Source organism: Nocardiopsis sp. NPDC101807, from assembly GCF_044766605.1.
Lineage (GTDB): Bacteria > Actinomycetota > Actinomycetes > Streptosporangiales > Streptosporangiaceae > Nocardiopsis > Nocardiopsis tropica.
This window is the reverse complement of sequence record NZ_JBIWMK010000008.1, coordinates 262,979-282,415: the sequence shown is the minus strand read 5'-3', so window position 1 is coordinate 282,415 and position 19,437 is coordinate 262,979. Positions and strand designations below refer to the sequence as shown.

The following is a 19,437-nucleotide window of genomic DNA, read 5'->3' as shown; positions in this document are numbered from 1 at the left end:
AGCAAAGTCGTACGAGAAGGAGCCCTGTGCGAGCTCGCACCACCATCCCCGCCGTCACCGTCCCGCCCGTCCCGCCCGTGCCGCTCAGCGCCGTCACCGCGCCACCCGCCGACGGCGGGAGGCCCGGTCCGGCCGGACGGTTCCTCCCCGGCGCCGGGATCGACCACCGGCGCCGGAACCGCCCCGCGCCGCGCCCGGCGCCCCACCCCCGCCGGCCCTTCCGCCCCGGGGGCAACCGATGACCCTGTCACCGCGCCCCGCGGAAGGACGGAGCCCCCGCCGGGGGACCCCGTCGGACCACGGGGGCGGACGGTGACCGCCGTGCCGGCCGCCGACCCGCACCACGCCCGTGCGGGTCGGCGGTAACACCCCCCGCCTCCCCTTGCCCTAACCTTGGGCAACGTGAGCGAACAGCAGTCCTACCCCTGGCCGGACGCCTCCTCCACGGGGGTCGGCTCCTGGCCCGGAGACGATCCCGACGAGGCCGTCCGCACGATCCTCGGCGAACTCCCCGCCCTCCCCCACCTCCCCGAGCTCCCCGAACGCGGTGTGGGGGCCGACATGGTCGGCCGCACCGCCGGGCTCCTGGTCGACCTCCCCGTCGAGGTGCAGCCCAGCGGATGGCGGGTCGCCGACACCCCCGGGCGCGACCTCGCCCGCGCCACCGGCTTCATGTCCTACGACCTCGACGCCCTCACCGAGCACGCCCACGCGTTCACCGGCACCCTCAAGATCCAGGTCGCCGGCCCCTGGACCCTCGCCGCGTCGGTCGAGCTGCGCAACGGCCAGCGCCTGGTCTCCGACCCCGGCGCCTGCCGCGACCTCGCGGAGTCCCACCTCGAAGGCGTCCTCGCGCACGTCGACCGGGTCCGCGGGCGCGTCCCCGGCGCGCGGCTCCTCGTCCAGGTCGACGAACCCTCCCTCCCCGCCGTCCTGCTCGGCTCCCTGCCCACCGCCAGCGGGCTCGGCCGCGTGCGGCCCGTGGACAGGGTGCGCGCGGAGGACGTCCTGCGGAACCTGTTCTCCGGGATCTCCGGGGCCGGGGCCGTCCCCGCAGCGCACTGCTGCGACCCCGGCGCGCCCCTGGACCTCCTGCGGCGCAGCGGCGCCCGGGCCCTGAGCCTCGACGCGCTCCTCCTCACGCGCGACCACGACGAGATGGTCGGGACGGCCGTGGAGGCGGGCACGGGGCTGCTCCTGGGGGTGGTCCCGCCGACCGACGCCACCCCGGCGCAGGCCGCCCGAATGTCCGACCCCGCCGCTACCGTCGATCCTGTTCGCGACCTCTGGAACCGGTTGGGAATCACCCCTGACCTGCTCTCCCGCGCGGTGGTCACCACGCCCACGTGCGGACTGGCGGGCGCCTCCCCGGGGCACGCGCGCGCGGCCCTCACGGCGGTGCGCGCCGGCGCCAGGGTCCTGCGGGACGAGCCCCGCAGACAGGCGTCCTAGAAGTCCGCGACCGCGACAGGTGAGCACGAGAGCAGCAGAAAGGCAGCGAGTGAGCGCGCTCGACGACACCACCGACATCCCCGACGAGGTACGAGCCCGCCACGAGGAGCTGTGCCGGGAGCTGGACGACCACAGCTACCGCTACTACCTGGGCAACCCGATCGTCTCCGACGCCGAGTACGACACCCTCATGGGCGAGCTGCGCGGCATCGAGGACCGGTACCCCGTCCTCGCCACGCAGGACTCGCCCACCCAGAAGGTCGGCGCCCCCATCAGCGTCGACTTCGCCGAGGTCGAGCACCTCGTGCGGATGGAGAGCCTGGGCAACGCGTTCGACACCGAGGAGCTCAACGCCTGGGGCGACCGCTCCGCGGCCGAGGTCCCGGTCGGCGCCTACCTCTGCGAGCTCAAGATCGACGGCCTCGCGGTCGACCTGGTCTACGAGAAGGGCCGCCTCGTGCGCGCCGCCACCCGGGGCGACGGCCGCGTGGGCGAGGACATCACCCTCAACGTCCGCACCATCGGGGTCGTCCCCGAGCGGCTGCGCGAGGACGTGCGTCCCGCCCCCGAGCTGCTGGAGGTGCGCGGAGAGGTCTTCCTCCCCGTGGAGGACTTCGAGGCCCTCAACAAGCGCATCACCGCGACCGGCGAGCACACCCCCTTCGCCAACCCCCGCAACGCCGCCGCCGGCTCGCTGCGCCAGAAGGACCCCCGGGTCACCGCGACCCGGCCCCTGTCGATGATCGTGCACGGGGTGGGCGCGTACGTCCCCGCGGGCGGGGGCGGCGGGAAGGACGTCGCCTTCACCAGCCAGTCGCAGGCCTACGCCCTGCTGGGGGAGTGGGGCCTGCCGCTGAGCGACCGCTACAAGGTCGTGGGGACCATGGAGGAGGTCCGCGAGTACGTCGCGTACTACGCGGCGCACCGCCACGAGCCCGCCTACGAGATCGACGGCATCGTCGTCAAGGTCGACGACTTCGCGCTCCAGCGCAGGCTCGGCTCCACGAGCCGCGCCCCGCGCTGGGCGATCGCCTACAAGTACCCGCCGGAAGAGGTGACCACCCGGCTCGTCGACATCAAGGTGGGCGTGGGCCGGACCGGGCGCGTCACCCCGTACGGCGTCATGGAGCCCGTGGTCGTGGCCGGGTCCGAGGTCGAGTTCGCCACACTGCACAACTCCCAGGAGGTCGCCCGCAAGGGCGTGCGCATCGGCGACACCGTGGTCCTGCGCAAGGCGGGCGACGTCATCCCCGAGATCGTCGGCCCCGTCCTGGAGCGCCGCGACGGCAGCGAGCGCGAGTTCGTCATGCCCGAGCGCTGCCCCGAGTGCGACACCCCGCTCGGCCAGCAGAAGGAGGGCGACGTCGACCTGCGGTGCCCCAACGCCCGCTCCTGCCCCGGACAGCTCCGGGAGCGGGTCGCCTTCATCGCCAGCCGCAAGGCCCTGGACATCGAGGCGCTCGGCTACGTGGCGGCCACCGCCCTGACCCAGCCGCTGGAGCCCGCACAGGCCCCGCTGCGGGACGAGGGGGACCTGTTCGACCTGACCGTCGACCAGCTGCTGCCCATCCGCACGCACGTGCTCGACCCGGACACCACCGAGCCCAAGACCGACCCGAAGACCGGCGAACCCAAGGTGGTGTCCTTCTTCGCCAACCTCAGGGGCGAGCCCAAGAAGACGGTCGAGAAGCTGTTCGAGCAGCTGGAGGAGGCCAAGGCCAAGCCGCTGTGGCGGGTCCTCGTGGCCCTGTCGATCCGGCACGTCGGCCCGCGCGCGGCCGAGGACCTGGCCCGCCACTTCCGTTCCATGGACGCCATCCGCGGGGCCACCGAGGAGGAGCTGGCCTCGGTCGACGGCGTCGGTCCGACCATCGCCGCGTCGATCCGCGAATGGTTCTCCGTGGACTGGCACACCGAGATCGTCCGCAAGTGGGCCGAGGCGGGCGTGCGCATGGAGGACGAGGAGCCGGAGTTCGGCTCGCGCTTCCTCGAGGGCGTCACCGTCGTGGTGACCGGCTCCCTGGAGGGGTTCACGCGCGACGGCGCCAAGGAGGCGATCGCCGAGCGCGGCGGCCGCGCGACGGCGTCGGTGTCCAAGAAGACCGGTTTCGTGGTGGTGGGGGACAGCCCCGGGTCCAAGTACGACAAGGCCGTCAAGCTGGGTGTGCCCGTGCTGGACGAGCAGGGGTTCCGGGTGCTGCTGGACGAGGGCGCCGACGCCGCCGTCGGCGTGCGGCTCAACCGCTCGCCGGAGGACGGGGCCGACGCGGCGGAGGGTCCCGCCGCCGGGGAGGCCGCACCCGAGGGGACCGACGCCTAGCGGCGGCGTTCCGCGCCCCCGCCCCGGTCCGGAAAGCGGTCCCGCGCCCCCGCACGCGGTGGGGCGGCGGGGGCCGGACCGGCCGGGGCGGCCCCGTGTCCGGGCCCCGCCGACCGGCTGGTCACCACCCGGGGCCGCGGAGGGACAGGGTTCCATTTTGTGCGTCCCCCACCCCGCGCAGCCCGCACCTTGGTTAACTGATAGTTCCGGGCAAGCGACAGTTGGTGACGAAGCCGCGTAAGCTGGACACGGACACGTTAGATGTGGACGCATCTAAAACCGCGATTCGGTCATGAGGGGTGGCCGGATCGCGGGAACCCCGAGCGCGGGACCGGCGGCGCCGCGCCGCCGCCGGCCCACGGCCCCTCGCGAGGACCACGGATGAAGGACCCCATCAGCACCAGGGACATCGGTCCCCGTGCCGGGACACCGCTCTGGCTCTACATGCTGGGCACCACGGTCGCCGGTGCGGGCCTGCTCGTCGTCTCCAGCCTCGGCCTGGGCCTCGACGAGCTCCGCGGCCTCGCGGTCGAACCCCTCCCCTGGGTCCTGCTGTGCATGATCGTCCTCGGCGAACTGCGGCCCATCTCCATGCCGGGGCAGGCCCCCGGCAGCGGCGCCCCCACGTCGCTGCCGTTCTCCTTCGCGCTCGTCCTCCTCCTCGGTCTGCCCGTCGCCGCCCTCGTCCAGGCGGCCGCCACGACCGTGGCCGGCTTCGCGCGCGGCCACGCCCCCCACCGCACCGCCTTCAACGCCGCCCAGTACACGCTCTCCCTCGGGGTCGCCGACGCCGTCCTCCGCCTCGCTCTGCCCGGCCTCGCCGCCGACGGCCCCGCCCCCGCGGCGGGCGAACTCGTGGCCGTCGCCCTCGCCGGGGCCGCCTACTTCGCCGTCAACCGCGTGCTGGTCGTCTGCGCGGTGGCCATGCACGAACGCGTTCCGCTCAGACAGGTCATGTTCAAGGGGATCGGCCAGCAGCTCTACGCCAGCGGCGTCCTCATCAGCCTCGCCCCGCTCGTCGTCGTCGCCACCGCGCACTCGGTCCTCTACGTCCCCCTCTTCGCCTTCCCGCTCGGAGCCCTCTACACCAGCGCCATGCTGTCGGTGAAGCGCGACCACCAGGCCAACCACGACGAGCTCACCGGGCTGGCCAACCGCAAGCTCCTCACCCACCGGTCCCGCCAGGAGATCGCCCACGCCCACCAGCGGGAAGGCGGTGTCGGCCTCCTCCTGCTCGACCTCGACCGGTTCAAGGAGGTCAACGACACCCTCGGCCACCCCACCGGCGACCGCCTCCTCCAGACCGTCGCCTACCGGCTCACCCACAGCGTCCGCCCCGGCGACCTCGTGGCCCGGCTCGGCGGCGACGAGTTCGCGGTGCTCCTGCCCCAGGTCGGCGACACCTCCGCCGCCCGCGAGGTCGCCGCCCGCCTGCGCGGCGCCCTCGCCGAGCCCGTCCGCCTCGACGGCATGGACTTCGACCTGGAGGCCAGCATCGGGATCGCGCTCTTCCCCCGGGACGCACCCGACTTCCCGCTCCTCATGCAGCGCGCGGACGTCGCCATGTACGTCGCCAAGGCCGCCCGCACCGGGGTCGAGTGCTACGACCCCGGCAAGGACCGCAACTCCACGGCCAGGCTCAGCCTCTACAGCGAGCTCCGGCGGGGCCTGGCGGAGGGCGCGCTGGAGATGCACTACCAGCCCAAGGTGTCCCTCGACGACGAGCGGCCCGTGGGCCTGGAGGCCGTCGCCCGCTGGCGCCACCCCACCCGGGGGCTGCTCGCCCCCGAGGAGTTCATGCCGGTGGTCGAGCAGTCCAACCTGTTCCGCGCGTTCACCGGCCAGGTCCTCGACATCACCCTGGCCCGCGCCGCCCGGTGGAGCGGGGAGGGGATCCGCCTGCCCGTCTCCGTCAACCTCGGGGTCCGCGAACTCCTCGACCCCGAACTCCCGACCACCGTGGCCGCCGCGCTGCGCGAGCACGGGGTGCCGCCCCAGCGGCTCGTCCTGGAGATCGGCGAGCACGCCCTCATCACCGACCCCGAGGCCGCCACGGCCGCCGTCCACCGGCTCCGCGCGCTCGGCGTCGGCCTGGCCCTCGACGACTTCGGCACCGGCCACTTCACCCTGGCCCAGCTCGCCGGGCTCCCCCTCGACGAGGTGAAGATCCACGAGTCCTTCACCACACGCCTCGTGGACGGGCCCGACAACGGCCACACCGTCGTGCGGGCCGCCATCGCCCTGGTCAGGGCTCTGGGCATGCGCGCGACCGCCGAGGGCGTACGCAACGGCTCCCTCGCACTCGCGGCCCGGTCCACCGGGTGCCACGCCGCCCAGGGGAGCCACTACTCGCCCCCGCTGGCCGCCCGCGAGGTCGTCGCCTGGGTGGCCGCCCACGAGGGCGGCGCCCCGGCCGACAGCCACGTCTGACACCGAGGGCGGCGCCCCCGGAAAACGCCATAGGATTGACCCGATAGTCCTTCCGCCGAAGAAACGGTTCGCATTCATGACCGCCATCACCCGCGATGAGGTCGCACACCTCGCCCGGTTGTCGCGGCTGGCGCTCGACGAGGGCGAGCTCGACACGCTCGCCGCCCAGCTCGGTGACATCCTCACCGCCGTGGCCAAGGTGCAGGAGGTCGCCCAGGGCGACATCCCGCCCAGCTCGCACGCCCTGCCGCTGACCAACGTCTACCGCCCCGACGAGGCCAGGCCCGGCCTCACCCCCGAGCAGGCCCTGGCCGGGGCCCCGGCGGTGGAGGAACAGCGGTTCCGGGTCCCGCGGATCCTCGGAGAGGGTGAGTAGCCGATGAGCGACGTCATCAGCCTGACCGCGGCCGAACTCGGCTCGGCCATCAAGGGGGGCGAGGTGTCCTCCGAGGAGGCCACCACCGCCTACCTGGACCGCATCGAGGCGGTGGACGGCGAGATCAACGCCTTCCTGCACGTGCGCCGCGAGACCGCCCTCGACCAGGCCCGCGCGGTGGACGCCCGCCGCGCCGCCGGCGAGGAACTGGGGCCGCTCGCGGGCGTGCCCGTCGCCCACAAGGACGTGTTCACCACCAAGGACATGCCCACCACGGCCGCCTCCAGGATCCTGGAGGGCTGGCAGCCGCCCTACGACGCCACCGTCACCGCGCGCCTGCGCGAGGCCGGACTGGTCATCCTGGGCAAGACCAACATGGACGAGTTCGCGATGGGCTCCTCCACGGAGAACTCCGCCTACAAGGTCACCCGCAACCCGTGGGACACCGCCCGCATCCCGGGCGGCTCCTCCGGCGGCTCCTCCGCGGCCGTCGCCGCGTTCGAGGCGCCCCTGGCCACCGGGACCGACACCGGCGGCTCCATCCGCCAGCCCGCCGCCGTGTGCGGACTGGTCGGGGCCAAGCCCACCTACGGGGGCTCGTCCCGCTACGGGATGATCGCGTTCGCCTCGTCCCTGGACACCCCCGGTCCGTTCGCACGCAACGTGCTCGACGCCGCCCTCCTCCACGAGGCGTTCTCCGGCCACGACCCCCGCGACTCCACCTCCGTCGACGCCCCGGTCCCGCCGGTCGTGGACGCCGCCCGCCTGGGCGACGTCGACGGCCTGCGCGTCGGCGTGGTCAAGGAGCTGGACAGCGACGGCTTCCAGCCGGGCGTGCGCCGGCGCTTCCACGAGACCCTGGAGCTCCTGGAGTCCCTGGGCGCGAAGATCGTGGAGCTGTCCTGCCCGAGCTTCGACGCCGCCCTCTCGGCGTACTACCTCATCGCCCCGAGCGAGTGCTCGTCCAACCTCGCCCGCTTCGACGCGATGCGGTACGGCCTGCGGGTGGGCGACGACGGCACGCGCAGCGCCGAGGAGGTCATGTCGCTGACGCGGGCCCAGGGCTTCGGCCCCGAGGTCAAGCGCCGCATCATGCTGGGCACCTACGCCCTGTCGAGCGGCTACTACGACGCCTACTACGGCAGCGCCCAGCAGGTGCGCACGCTGATCAAGCGCGACTTCGACGCCGCGTTCGAGAGCGTCGACGTGCTGGTCTCGCCGACCACGCCGACCACGGCGTTCCCGATCGGCGAGCGCTCCGAGGACCCGATGGCCATGTACCTGGCCGACCTGTGCACGATCCCGTCCAACCTGGCCGGAAACGCGTCGCTGTCGGTCCCGTGCGGTCTGGCCCCCGAGGACGGCCTGCCCGTCGGCTTCCAGATCATGGCTCCGCCGCTGGCGGACGACCGGACCTACCGGGTGGCCTCGGCCGTCGAGCGAGCCCTCACCGAGCGCGACGGCTCCCTGATCGCCCGCAGCCCGTACGCGGTCGCCTAGCGGCCGGTCGGCAGAGCCCCGTGTGCCCGCCTCCCCTCCGGGGGACGGCGGGCACACGCGTCCGCGGCCGCGTGGACCTGTTCTAGTCGGCGGTTCCCGTGCCGGCTGCCGCCCTGCGCCTGCGGGCCAGGAGGAGGAGCACCGCTCCGACCCCCAGGGCGAGCGCGCCGGCCGCGACCAGGGCGGTGACCGCGCCGCCGGTCAGGGCCAGCGGCCGCCCGTCGCGCTCCGCGGGGCCCGTGGCGCCGGCGGCCTCGGCGGGGCTCTCCGAGGTCTCGATCGGAGGCGGGGTCCCGCCCTGCCCGTCCCAGGCCGCGGAGGCGGAGTCCGACACGGTGATCTCGCTGTCCTGGGCGGTGATCAGGGTCTGGGTCGGGGCGTCCGGCTCCTCGCCCTTGAACAGGCGCCCGGTCCGGACGGTCGCCTCGGCCTCCAGGGTGAACGCCGCCTCGCCCGCCCCGGCGTCCGCGGGAACGGCGAAACCGACCGTGGAGCCGTCGCCGACCTCGGTCACCGGCTCCCCGGTCCCGAGGTCCACCAGCTCCACGCCCTCGGGGGCGTCCACGGTCACCGGGACCTCCTCGGCGCTGGTCTCCACGGTGAACTCGCCGACGGTCCCGCCGGCCAGCCCGGAACCGCGGTCGGGGCTGACGGTCAGCGCCGACCCCGGCTCGTCGGGCGTCTCCTCCGCGTGTTCCACGAGGTGGTCGTAGAGACGGACGACGTCGCGCTCCGTGACCCCGGCGTCCAGCTCGGGCCCCTGGTGGACCTCCTCCAGGTCGAGGCCGTTGCTGAAGTGCCAGACCGCCGCCTGGGTCGCGGTCAGCGCCTCCGACGCGTCCAGGCCCGCGATGCCCGTGTCCTCGCGCAGCTCCCCGACGCCGGTGACCGGATAGGAGTTGAGGAGGATCCACCGCACCTTGCCCGGTTCGGCGAAGTCGCCCCTGCCGGGGTAGGTGTCCCACCGGTCCTCCCGGTACCAGGCGTCGCCGACGATGCCGGTGCGGAAGTCGATGCAGTAGGCGGTGAGGAGCTGGTCGCCCTCCAGGTCGACGTTGAACGTGCTCGTGGTCGTGTACGTCTCGCCCCTCATGGTGACGGCGTGGCCGTGCTCCGCGACGCCCGTGTACTGCCCGCGCACCGAGTAGACGGCGGGTTCGGAGGGGAGGGAGGCCGCGGGGGCCGCGGGGCCGAGGACGAGCGCGGAGACCGCGGCGACCGCGAGGACGGGGCGTGCGGGTCCGGGACGGGGGATGGGCACGTGCGTCACATCGCTTCCTGGGGTGCTGCCGTGCCGGGGGCGGCCCGGGGCCGGGGACCGGCGCGGCACGGGAGGGCAGAGGGGGAGGAACTGCCACGGGAGCGGGGGCGCGCAGGGAGTTCCGGTCGCGGTGAGGGGGCCTACCCGGCCGATGCTAATGACCCGGACCCGTGCCTCCAACCCGGTGAGGCGGGATTATCGCGGTGTGTCCGGAAGCGGTCACGGTGTGAACGGCGAAGGGCCCGCCCGCGTGGTCTCCCACGGGGACGGGCCCTCGGACGCGACTGCACGGAGGCGGCCGGAGGGGGACTAGGCGTCCGGGTCCGCGGCGTTGGCCGCGGCCTTGCGCTTGCGGCTCAGGTAGATCGCTCCGCCGCCGGCGCCGAGCGCGGCGACACCGGCCGCGACCAGGCCGGCCAGGGCGCCGCCGGTGACCGGCAGGCTCGGCCGGTCGCTGTCGTCGACGGGGGCCGAGGGCGTGTCACTGGGCTCGACGCTGGGGCTCGGGGCCGGGGACTCCGGCGGGGTGGGCTCCCCGGACGGCTGCTCGGTGGGCCCCTCCGACGGCTCCTCGGTGGGGGGCGCGGTCTCGCCGCCGCCCTCCCAGCTGGCGGAGGCGGAGGCGGACACGGTCACGTCGCGGTCCCCGGCGGTGATCAGGGTCTGGGTGGGCTCGTCCGACTCGCCCTTGAACAGGCGGCCGGTCGCGACGGTCGCGGTGGCCTCCAGGGAGAAGGAGGCCTCGCCGGCGTCGGCGCCGGCGGGGACGGAGAAGCCGACCGTGTCGCCGTCGTCGACCGTCTCGACGGCCTCGCCGGTCGCCAGGTCGACCAGCTCGACGCCGTCCGGCGCGGCCAGGGTCACGGGGACGCCGGTCGCGTTGGTGGCGATGGTGAACTCGCCGACGGTCCCGCCCGCCGTGCCGGAGGCGGTCTCGGGGGTGACGCTCAGGGCGGGGCCCGGCTCCTGGGGGAGGTCCTCGGCGTTCTCGACCAGGTAGGTGTACACCTTCTCGATGCCGCCCGGGTCCCGCGCGGTGAGCTCGGCGCCGTTGCTGAAGTGCCAGATCGCGGCCTGGGTGGCGGCGAGCGCCTCCGGGGCGCCGAAACGGGAGGCGCTCCCTCCGGTCAGCCCGGCGGCCTCCGCCAGGGCGGCGGCGCCCACGGACGGGTACGAGTTCTGGAGGATCCAGCGCACCTTGCCGGGCTCGGCGAAGTCGCCCTGGCCCGGGTAGTTCGCCCAGGCGTCCTCCTGGTACCAGGCGTCGCCGCGGATGCCCGTCTCGAGGTCGATGCAGTAGGCGTCGAGGACGGTGCCGTCCTCGAGCTCGAGCTCGAAGAGGTTCGTCCCGGCGTTGGCACCGTTCATACGGACGGTCGTGCCGGTCTCGGCGTTGCCGAGGTACTGGGCGCGGACGGAGCCCTCGTAGGTCTCGGCGGGGTCCGCGGCGGCCGGGGCGGCCAGGCCGAGGGCGAGGAACGCGGCGGCGGAGGCGGCGAGGGCCGTGCGGCCGGCGGCGCGGGGGAAGTGCGTCACATCATGTCCTGTCGTGGTTCTGCCGGGCGGTCCGGGGAAGCGGCGGGGCCCGCGGCGGTGCTGTCGGCCGGAAGGTCCGGGTCCGTGGGAGCGGAGGGAGGATCCCGACCCGGGACGGAGGGTCGGCAGGTCCGGGGGCCGTGGGGTGCCCGGAGTCCCCGGGGCCCGGCAGAAGAGGCGGGTGTCAGACCGGTGTTCGTGGTGCGGCCCCGGCGGCGACGGCCTGGCGCGACGCATCCGCACGCCGGGACGGGTGTGGCCGCAGGGGTCCGACTGTGAGACGTCGGAGGGCCCTCTCCGGTTGTCCACAGCGGGGAAACAGATCTGGTGGGGGCGTGAGCTCGGCCATAGCGTGGAAACAGGGGGGTCCCCGGGGCCCGTCCGCTTCGCGCTGCCCGCCCGCGTCCGACCTCGCCCCGCGTCCGACCCGTCCCCACGCCCCGCCCCGGCCGCGCGGCGCCGACCCGCCCGCCGGCCCCCGCCTGCCCCCGCGCCCCGGGCCGCCCTCCCGCCCCGCGCACGCGAAGGGCCCGCCCTCGTGGTCTCCCACGGGGACGGGCCCTCGGACGCGACCGCCCGGAAGCGGCCGGAGGGGACTAGCCCTCCAGGTCCGCGGCGTTGGCGGCCTTGCGCTTGCGGCTCAGGTAGATCGCTCCACCGCCGGCGCCGAGCGCGGCGATGCCCGCGGCGACCAGGCCGGCGAGCGCGCCACCGGTGACCGGGAGGGTCGGCTCGTTGCTGTCGTCAGCGGGACGCGAGGGCGTGTCGCTGGGCTCGACGCTCGGGCCCGGCGTCGGGGCCGGGGACTCCGGCTCGCTGGGCTCCTCGGTCGGCTCGCTGGGCTCGTCGGTGGGGGGCGTGGTCTCGCCGCCCTCCTCCCAGGTGGCCGACGCGGAGGCGGTGACCGTGGTCTCGCCGCCCTGGGCGGTGATCAGGGTCTGGGTGGGCTCCTCCGACTCGCCCTTGAACAGGCGGCCGGTCTCGACGCGCGCGGTGGCCTCCAGGGAGAAGGAGGCCTCGCCCGGGGCGGCGCCGGCGGGGACGGAGAAGCCGACCGTGTCGCCGTTGTCGACCGTCTCGACGGCCTCGCCGGTCTCGATGTCGACCAGGGTCACGCCCTCGGGCGCCTGCAGGTCGACCGGGATGGCGGTGGCGTTCGTCTCGATGGTGAACTCGCCGACGGTCCCGCCCGCGGTGCCGGAGGCGGTGCCCGGGGTGATGCTCAGGGCGGCGTCGGGCTCGACGGTCTGCGGCAGGTCCTGGGCCGCGCCGACCAGGTACTCGTAGACGGCGGTGACGCCGTCGCTGTTGTCGCCGTCGAGGGCCATGCCGTTGCTGAAGTGCCAGATGGCGGCCTGGGTGCCGCCCAGGGCGTCGGCGTCGCTGAGGCCCTCGGCCCCGGCGGCGGCGCCCAGCTCCGCCGCGCTCAGCGCGGGGTAGGCGTTCTGGAGGATCCAGTGGACCTTGCCGGGCTCGGCGAAGTCACCCTGGCCGGGGTAGTTCTCCCACTTGTCCTCGCGGTACCAGGCGTTCCTGACGATGTTGGTGTGGTAGTCGATGCAGTACGTGGTGAGGGTGGTGCCGTCCTCCAGCACCAGGTTGAACAGGCTGGTGCGCGCACTGCCACCGTCCATGTTGACCCGGGTGCCGTTCTCGGCGTTGTCGATGTACTGGCCGCGGACGGAACCTTCGTAGGTCTCCACGGGCTCGGCGGAGGCGGGGGCCGCGAGGCCGAGGGCCAGGAACGCCGCGGCGGTGGCCGCCAGGCCCGCGCGCCCGACGGTGCGGGGGAATGAGGAGTTAGTCAAGTTGTGTCCCGGTGTCTTCTAGGGGTAACCGGATGGAGTGCCCGTCCAAGAGGCCGAACGGGCCGGTGGGACGGTTGCGGTGGACAACGACGCACGGCGTGTTCAGGGGAGGTTCTGGATTCGCCGTGTTCGCTCGCCCGTTTCCGGGGTCACCACGTCGGGGTCGGGGACGCGGCGCCGTGTGGGGTGGGCGCGATCGTCCGGTGGGGCTCGCTGTGACGCGGGAGCGGGCCGCGCTCGCCGTGGAATGCCAACCGCCCGGCCGATACTAGCGACCCGCTTGGCCACTTCCAACCCGGTTCACCGAAAATGTGACGTGATACGGGCAGGAAAAAAACCGACCCGGACAAATCCGCATTATGACCCGAAGTTATGGATCGGGGACTGTGAGGCAGGCGTGAGTTGTGGGGTCACCCGCGACGTTTGCGGCCCAGAACCAGGATGAGCAGGCCGGATACCACCAGGGCGCCCGCGATGATGAGCAGTCCGGACAGCCAGGTGCCGGTGCGCGCCAGACCCTCCCCGGGGATTCGGTCGTCCGCTCCCGCGGGGGTCTCGACCTCGGTGGGGGCCTCGTCGGCTGCCCCGCCGAGGGCCGGGGGCTCCTCCGGCGGCGCGGGCTCCGGGGCCTCCTCGGGGCTCGGCTCCGCCGTCTGCTCGGGGTGCCAGGTGAACGTCGCGGAGGCCGAGCTGGTCGCCGAGACCTCCTCGGCGGTGATCAGCGGCTGCGTGCGCACGCCGTCTCGGCCGGTGAACAGCCGCCCCTCCGGCAGGGGCACGTCCTGGCCGAGCAGGTGCAGGGTCACCACCCCGGCCGGGACCGACGGGTCCACGTCGAGGAAGAGCTCGGCGCCGTCCTCCGCCTGGGTCACCTGGTCGCCGGCGCCGTCCACCAGCCACGCGGCCGGAGCGCCGCGGACCGAGACCTGCACGGGGTCCCCCGCGGAGCTGTGCACCGTGATCGGGCCGAGGGGGCCCTCGGGCGCGACCTCCTCCACGTGGGAGGGCGAGAGCTCCAGCGAGCGCGCGGTCGTGTGGTCGGCCGCCGTCCCACTGCCCGCCACCAGGAACTCGTAGAGGGCGACGACCGCGAGGTCGTTCGCGGAGCGGTCCGGCTCCGCCCCCTCCAGCACGTGCCACAGGGCGGCCTGGGTGGCCGCGATGGCCCCGGCCTCGTCCAGCTGGACCAGTCCGGTCACCTGCGCCAGGAGGCCGAGGTCGACCGCCGGGTAGGAGTGGGAGACGATCCAGTTCGCGCGGTCGGCCGGTGCGGGGGACGGGTCGCTCCCCGTCCACCCGGGGGTGTCCGACCAGGCCGACTCGACGTAGGCGGTGCGCGGCCGGACCTCCTCCTCCACCCGGGCCGCGTAGGCGGGGACCGACGCCTCGTCGGCCACGCGCAGGCTGAAGAGCGCCGTGTCGACCTCCCGGCCGTCGGCGAGGACGAGTGCCGCCCCCTCGACGGGGTCGCGGTCCACACGCGAGAAGTCGTCGGCGTCGGCGGCGGGTGCGCTGACCAGAGCGCCCGTCAGGGCGGCCGAGGCCAGCAGCGCGGCGCACCGACGCAGGATGCCGGACATGCTCTTGCGCTCCCGTGCGAAGGGCGGAGGGCCGTCGGGGCCGACCGGCGAAATCATCTTCCTGGGGAACACAGACTAGTCGGTCAGGCACCCTGGGTGACCGGTCGACGCCTGGACAGCGGCCCAATCGTGTACTCGCCGTGACATCCGCGGGAGCGGACGGGGCCCGGGACACGCCCCGGGGGCGCCCCCGGGGCGGGGCCGGGCACTCCACCCCCGGGCGCTCGGTAGGCTGACCTGGAAGGTATGTCCTCTACGGAAACGGGTTTGCGGCGATGGCCCACGCGGTAACTCCTAGCCCTGCCAAGAGCGGTGGCGAACCCACCCCGGTGGCCTACGAGCAGGCGCTGACCAGGTACGAGCCCGTCCTCGGTCTGGAGACCCACATCGAGTTGGGCACCGCCTCCAAGATGTTCTGCTCCTGCCCCACCGGTTTCGGCGCCGAGCCGAACACCCAGGTCTGCCCCGTCTGCCTCGCGTTCCCGGGTTCCCTCCCGGTGGTCAACGAGAAGGCCGTCGAGGGCGCGATCCGCCTGGGTCTGGCGCTGAACTGCTCCATCGCGCCCTGGGGCCGGTTCGCCCGGAAGAACTACTTCTATCCGGACATGCCGAAGAACTACCAGATCTCGCAGTACGACGAGCCGATCTGCGTGGACGGCCACCTCGACGTCACCGTCGACACCCCCGACGGCCCGCGCGAGTTCCGCGTGGAGATCGAGCGCGTCCACATGGAGGAGGACACCGGCAAGACCTCCCACGTGGGCGGGGCGACCGGCCGCATCCACGGCGCCACCTACTCGATCGTCGACTACAACCGCGCGGGCATCCCGCTGCTGGAGATCGTCACCCGGCCCATCACCGGGACCGGCGAGCTGGCCCCCCTGGTGGCGCGTGCCTACGCCGCCGAGCTGCGCGACCTGGTCCGCTCCCTGGGCATCTCCGACGTGCGCATGGAGGAGGGCTCCATGCGCTGCGACGTCAACGTGTCCATCCAGCCGGTCGGCACCGCCGAGTGGGGCACCCGGAGCGAGACCAAGAACGTCAACTCGCTGCGCTCCGTCGAGCGCGCCGTGCGCTCCGAGATCGAGCGCCAGGCGGGCGTCCTCGACGCCGGCCACAGGGTCGTGCAGGAGACCCGCCACTTCCAGGAGAACACCGGCCGCAGCATCTCCGGCCGCTCCAAGGAGGAGGCGCAGGACTACCGGTACTTCCCGGACCCCGACCTCGTCCCGGTGGCCCCGACCGAGGAGTGGATCGAGGAGCTCCGCGCCACTCTGCCGGAGCTGCCCGCCGCCCAGCGCGCCCGGGTCAAGGCCGAGTGGGACCTCGGCGACACCGAGCTGCGGGACCTGGTCAACGCCGGTGCGATCGAGCTGGTCGAGGCGACCGTGGTCGCCGGGGCCCCGTCCGCGGAGGCGCGCAAGCTGTGGCTCAACGAGCTGTCCCGCCGCGCCACCGAGCAGGAGGTCGAGCTGGGCGCCCTGCCCATCACGCCGGCCCAGGTCGCGCGGATCATCTCCCTGGTCTCCGAGGGCACGCTGACCAACAAGCTCGCCCGCCAGGTCGTGGAGGGCGTGCTGGCCGGTGAGGGCGGTCCCGACGAGGTCGTCGAGGCGCGCGGCCTCCAGGTCGTCAGCGACGACGGCGCGCTGGGCGCCGCCGTGGACGAGGCCATCGCCGCGAACCCGGACGCCGCCGACAAGGTGCGCGGCGGCAAGCTCGCCGCGGCCGGCGCCCTGGTGGGCGCCGTCATGAAGGCGACCCGGGGCCAGGCCGACGCCGGACGCGCCCGGGAGCTCATCCTGGAGAGGCTCGCCGGGGCATGACCGCCTTCCGGGCCGGTCGGGCGACGACCGGCCCGGTTCCCCCCGGAGCCGGCCCGCCCCTCGTGCGCCGGGTCCCGGCACGGCCGGGACCCGGCGGCCCGGGAGGAGGGTTCGCGGCGCGTCGCGCGCGCGGAGCGAGGCCCGCGCGCCATGGTGACTCTGGGTCACCATTCTGTCGTCATCTCTCATCCGGTCCTCAATCGCTGTGTGACCTTGGTTGCGTAGGGTTGCGACGCACGGGGGTGTGCGCGGTCGCTCCGGCCGTCCCGCCACCGGGCTCGTCCCGGTCCCGCGAGAACCCGGGCGGCAGACCGCGGTGCCTGGCGCTGTGCCGCGCCGGTACTCGAACGACGCGAGGTGGGTGCTCCATGTACGAGGAGAGAGCGCGACGGCGGCTGCGTGCCGCGACGGTCGCGACACGCCCGCGGGGAGGTCGGTGATGGGAACCCGGGCACGCCGCCTGTGGACCTTCGGCCTGGGCGTGCTGTTCCTGGTCTACGTGGCGGCGGCGTTCGTCCCGCTGGGGTCGACCACCGTCACCGCGGCGTTCGCCGAGTGGCCGACGGCTCTGGCCGCGGGCGTCGCCGGCCTCTCCCTGCTCCTGGCCTCGCGGCGCTGGGCGGCGACCGGGGCCGACCGCGACGCGCACGTCGACGGGGCCGACGGCCCCGCCGCTCTGAGGCACCTGGGGTTCGCCGCGCTCGCCTGGTGCGCGGGTGGCGTCACTCACGGTCTGACCCGGCTCTTCAGTTCCAGTTCGGTACTCTCGCTCACGCTGGGTGATCTTTTCGCGCTCGCCGCGCTGCCACTCTTCGTGGTGGGGTTCACCCGGTTCGCCCCCTGGCCGGGCGGGCTGCGCACCGCGATGCGCCACATCACCGACAGCTACGTGTGCGCCGCCGCGGTGTTCTCCGTGGTGTGGCTCCTGCTGTTCTCCCCCCTCTACGAGGAGCTCGGGGAGGGGGCCGGGTTCCTGGGGTTCGCCCTGGTCTACCCGGTGGCCGACATCGTCGTCCTGTGCCTGCTCGTGCCGCTGGTGTTCATGTCGCCGCACAGCACGCGGCGCGCGGTGCTGCTGGCCATCGGCGCGCTCATCGTCATCGCCGGTTCGGACATGATCGGCGCGCTCACCCGCCTGACCGGGGTCCCCATCGCCGGGGGCGTCGAGCACCCCATCAAGTTCCTCGGCTTCGCCCTCCTGGGCGCCCTGCCGTGGCTGATCGAGCACCGGCCGGGCGCCGATCCCCGCCGGATCACGGGGAGGGGCCTGTACCGGTTCGCGCCCGAGCTGGCGGCGGTGGGGGCGGTGGCCGTCGCCGCCGTGGTGCTCACGGCGGCCGGGGTGCGGCTGTCCGGGGTGGCGCCGGTGCTCCCGCTGGCGGCGGGGACCGCCGTGATCGTGCTCCTGGTGCGGGTCCTGGGCATGCTGGAGGAGAACGCGACCCTCGCCCGCATGGTCCGCAACCGCGAGGGCCACTTCCACGAGCTGGCGCGCAACAGCGGGGACGTCATCCTCATCCTCGACCGGGACGGGGGGGTGTTCTACGTCAGCCCGGGGACGGCCGAGGCGTTCGGCTACCGACTGGACGACGTGCTCGCCGCGCCCGTCACCGCACTGATCCACCCCGAGGACCTGGCGCGCACGAAGGCCGTCACGGACCTGTTCACCGAGCGCGGCTCGCAGGGCGTGCACCTGCGGCTGCGGGTGCGGGCCGCCGACGGGACCTGGCGGCACACCGAGTCGACCGCCTCCCTGTACGAGCAGCCGGGGGAGCCCGACCGCCTGCTGGTGACCACCCGCGACATCAGCGCGCAGGTGGCCCTCCAGGACGAGGTGGAGCACCTGACGTTCCACGACGGGGTGACCGGGCTGCCCAACCGGGCGTACCTGGAGGAGCGGGCCAGCGACGTGCTGGCGCACAGGGCGATCAGCGACGAGCCCGCCGAGGACATCGCGGTGATCTTCCTGGACCTGGACGGGTTCACGTCCGTCAACGACTCGGCTGGCCACGTACGCGGTGACCACCTGCTGGGCCAGGCGGCCCGCAGGCTGCGCGCCGAGGTGGACTCCAACGCCACCCTGGCCCGGTGGGGCGGCGACGAGTTCGCGGTCCTGGTGGAGGGGGTGCCCCGGGCGCAGCGGGTGGTCGACCTGGCCGAGCGCCTGGGCCGCGTGATCGCCTCCGAGCCCTTCCAGGTGGCCGACCGGGACATCATGCTGACCGCCAGCACGGGGGTGGCCTTCGCGGAGCCCACCACCGACAGCGGGGAGCTGCTGCGCAACGCCGACGTGGCCATGACCAGGGCCAAGGAGCGCGGCGCGGGGCACGTGGAGGTCTACGCCGCCCACATGCACGACATGGTGGTCTCCCGGCTGGAGCTGCAGATACGCCTGCGCGAGGCGCTGGCCAACGGCGACTTCTTCCTGGAGTACCAGCCGGTCGTGGACCTGGGCACCTCCCAGGTGACCTCGGTGGAGGCGCTGGTGCGCTGGGACCGGGACGGGGAGGCGGTCGGTCCGGACGCGTTCCTCGGCGCCGCCGAGGAGTCGGGGCTGATCGTGCCGCTGGGGGAGTGGATCCTCCGTGAGGCGTGCGAGAAGGTCGCGGTGTGGCGGCTCTCGGACTGGGACATCGGCCTGTCGGTCAACCTGTCCGTCAAGCAGGTCCTGTCGCCCCGCTTCATGGAGACGGTGGCCGGCGTCCTCGCCGAGACGGGGCTGTCCTCCGACGTGCTCACCCTGGAGGTGGACGAGGAGGTCCTGCTGGACGACGGCGGCGAGGCGGTGCAGCGCCTGGCGGAGCTCCGCGAGCTGGGCGTGCGGCTGGCCATCGACGACTACGGCATGGGCTACGCGTCGCTGGCGCACCTGCGGCGGCTCAGCGTGGACGCGATCAAGATCGACCCGTCCTTCATCGCCGACCTCGGGCGCGACGACACGGTCACCCTGCTCACCCACACGATCATCCAGCTGGGCCGCGACCTGGGCGTGCAGGTGGTGGCGGAGGGCATCGAGCGCCCCGAGCAGCTGGAGCAGCTGAGGGCCATGGGGTGCGACCACGGCCAGGGCTTCCTGGTGGCCCGCCCGATGCCGGCGAGCGGCGTCGAGTCGCTCGTCGGGGGGGAGGCCGGGGTCAACCTCTGACCCTGGGTCCCACCCTCGGCCCCCCGGTCCCGCACGGCCCCCGCCACGTGTTCTGTGTTACACGCGGTGGGGGTCTTGTGGTGATCCGTCCTGTTCAGAAGGGTTTCCCGACGCGGGGGGCGGTCGCATGCTGACATATGAGTCTCACATAATGAGACATTATGTCGTTCTTGTTGACGGGCGGCCCCTCCGTCGGCCAATGT

At 73.9% G+C, this 19,437-nt stretch carries 11 protein-coding genes; 7 read left to right on the top strand and 4 right to left on the bottom strand.

Translation table 11 applies throughout. From position 1 onward, the window contains the following. Nucleotides 1-402 precede the first annotated feature (402 nt). From ACIRPH_RS24685 to gatA, 5 genes are all read left to right on the top strand, one after another. A complete protein-coding gene (locus ACIRPH_RS24685; RefSeq protein ID WP_402918405.1) occupies nucleotides 403-1,452 on the top strand; it encodes a methionine synthase in 1,050 nt (349 codons plus the stop codon). Between the two features lie 49 nt (nucleotides 1,453-1,501). Beyond that, nucleotides 1,502-3,772, top strand: coding sequence for an NAD-dependent DNA ligase LigA (gene ligA, locus ACIRPH_RS24680; protein WP_402918402.1), 2,271 nt, complete (start codon nucleotides 1,502-1,504; stop codon nucleotides 3,770-3,772). A gap of 381 nt (nucleotides 3,773-4,153) precedes the next feature. Continuing rightward, nucleotides 4,154-6,202, top strand: coding sequence for a putative bifunctional diguanylate cyclase/phosphodiesterase (locus ACIRPH_RS24675; protein ID WP_402918399.1), 2,049 nt, complete (start codon nucleotides 4,154-4,156; stop codon nucleotides 6,200-6,202). 76 nt (nucleotides 6,203-6,278) lie between these two features. Then, nucleotides 6,279-6,578 (top strand): Asp-tRNA(Asn)/Glu-tRNA(Gln) amidotransferase subunit GatC, encoded by a 300-nt coding sequence (gene gatC, locus ACIRPH_RS24670; RefSeq protein WP_267946504.1) that lies wholly within the window; start codon nucleotides 6,279-6,281, stop codon nucleotides 6,576-6,578. A 3-nt stretch (nucleotides 6,579-6,581) separates the two neighbouring features. Then, nucleotides 6,582-8,078, top strand: a complete 1,497-nt coding sequence (gene gatA, locus ACIRPH_RS24665) for an Asp-tRNA(Asn)/Glu-tRNA(Gln) amidotransferase subunit GatA (RefSeq protein ID WP_402918396.1) — start codon at nucleotides 6,582-6,584, stop codon at nucleotides 8,076-8,078. Nucleotides 8,079-8,160: 82 nt separating this feature from the next. Here the strand turns inward: gatA and ACIRPH_RS24660 are convergent, their stop codons facing one another. The 4 genes from ACIRPH_RS24660 to ACIRPH_RS24645 all read right to left on the bottom strand — a co-directional run bounded on the left by ACIRPH_RS24660 (nucleotide 8,161) and on the right by ACIRPH_RS24645 (nucleotide 14,263). Then, nucleotides 8,161-9,348 carry a thioester domain-containing protein gene (locus ACIRPH_RS24660; RefSeq protein WP_402918393.1) on the bottom strand — a complete coding sequence of 396 codons (1,188 nt, stop codon included), beginning with the start codon at nucleotides 9,346-9,348 and terminating at the stop codon, nucleotides 8,161-8,163. Between the two features lie 300 nt (nucleotides 9,349-9,648). Further along, entirely contained in the window at nucleotides 9,649-10,875 is a 1,227-nt protein-coding gene (locus tag ACIRPH_RS24655) for a thioester domain-containing protein (protein ID WP_402918390.1), read from the bottom strand. A gap of 596 nt (nucleotides 10,876-11,471) precedes the next feature. Further along, nucleotides 11,472-12,683, bottom strand: a complete 1,212-nt coding sequence (locus ACIRPH_RS24650) for a thioester domain-containing protein (protein ID WP_402918387.1) — start codon at nucleotides 12,681-12,683, stop codon at nucleotides 11,472-11,474. 410 nt (nucleotides 12,684-13,093) lie between these two features. Then, entirely contained in the window at nucleotides 13,094-14,263 is a 1,170-nt protein-coding gene (locus ACIRPH_RS24645) for a Cys-Gln thioester bond-forming surface protein (RefSeq protein WP_402918622.1), read from the bottom strand. Between the two features lie 329 nt (nucleotides 14,264-14,592). Here ACIRPH_RS24645 and gatB point away from each other — a divergent pair, with 329 nt between their 5' ends. After that, nucleotides 14,593-16,089, top strand: coding sequence for an Asp-tRNA(Asn)/Glu-tRNA(Gln) amidotransferase subunit GatB (gatB, locus tag ACIRPH_RS24640; protein WP_402918620.1), 1,497 nt, complete (start codon nucleotides 14,593-14,595; stop codon nucleotides 16,087-16,089). 439 nt (nucleotides 16,090-16,528) lie between these two features. Beyond that, on the top strand, nucleotides 16,529-19,234 hold the full coding sequence (locus tag ACIRPH_RS24635; protein WP_402918384.1) for a putative bifunctional diguanylate cyclase/phosphodiesterase: 2,706 nt from the start codon (nucleotides 16,529-16,531) through the stop codon (nucleotides 19,232-19,234). The last annotated feature ends 203 nt before the right edge of the window (nucleotides 19,235-19,437 follow it).

Excerpts from the sequence above, each read along its gene's own strand:
- ACIRPH_RS24675 (WP_402918399.1), top strand. The coding sequence starts at position 4,154 with ATGAAGGACCCCATCAGCACCAGGGACATCGGTCCCCGTGCCGGGACA.
- gatC (WP_267946504.1), top strand. The coding sequence starts at position 6,279 with ATGACCGCCATCACCCGCGATGAGGTCGCACACCTCGCCCGGTTGTCG.
- gatA (WP_402918396.1), top strand. The coding sequence starts at position 6,582 with ATGAGCGACGTCATCAGCCTGACCGCGGCCGAACTCGGCTCGGCCATC.
- ACIRPH_RS24645 (WP_402918622.1), bottom strand. The coding sequence starts at position 14,263 with ATGTCCGGCATCCTGCGTCGGTGCGCCGCGCTGCTGGCCTCGGCCGCC.
- ACIRPH_RS24635 (WP_402918384.1), top strand. The coding sequence starts at position 16,529 with ATGGGAACCCGGGCACGCCGCCTGTGGACCTTCGGCCTGGGCGTGCTG.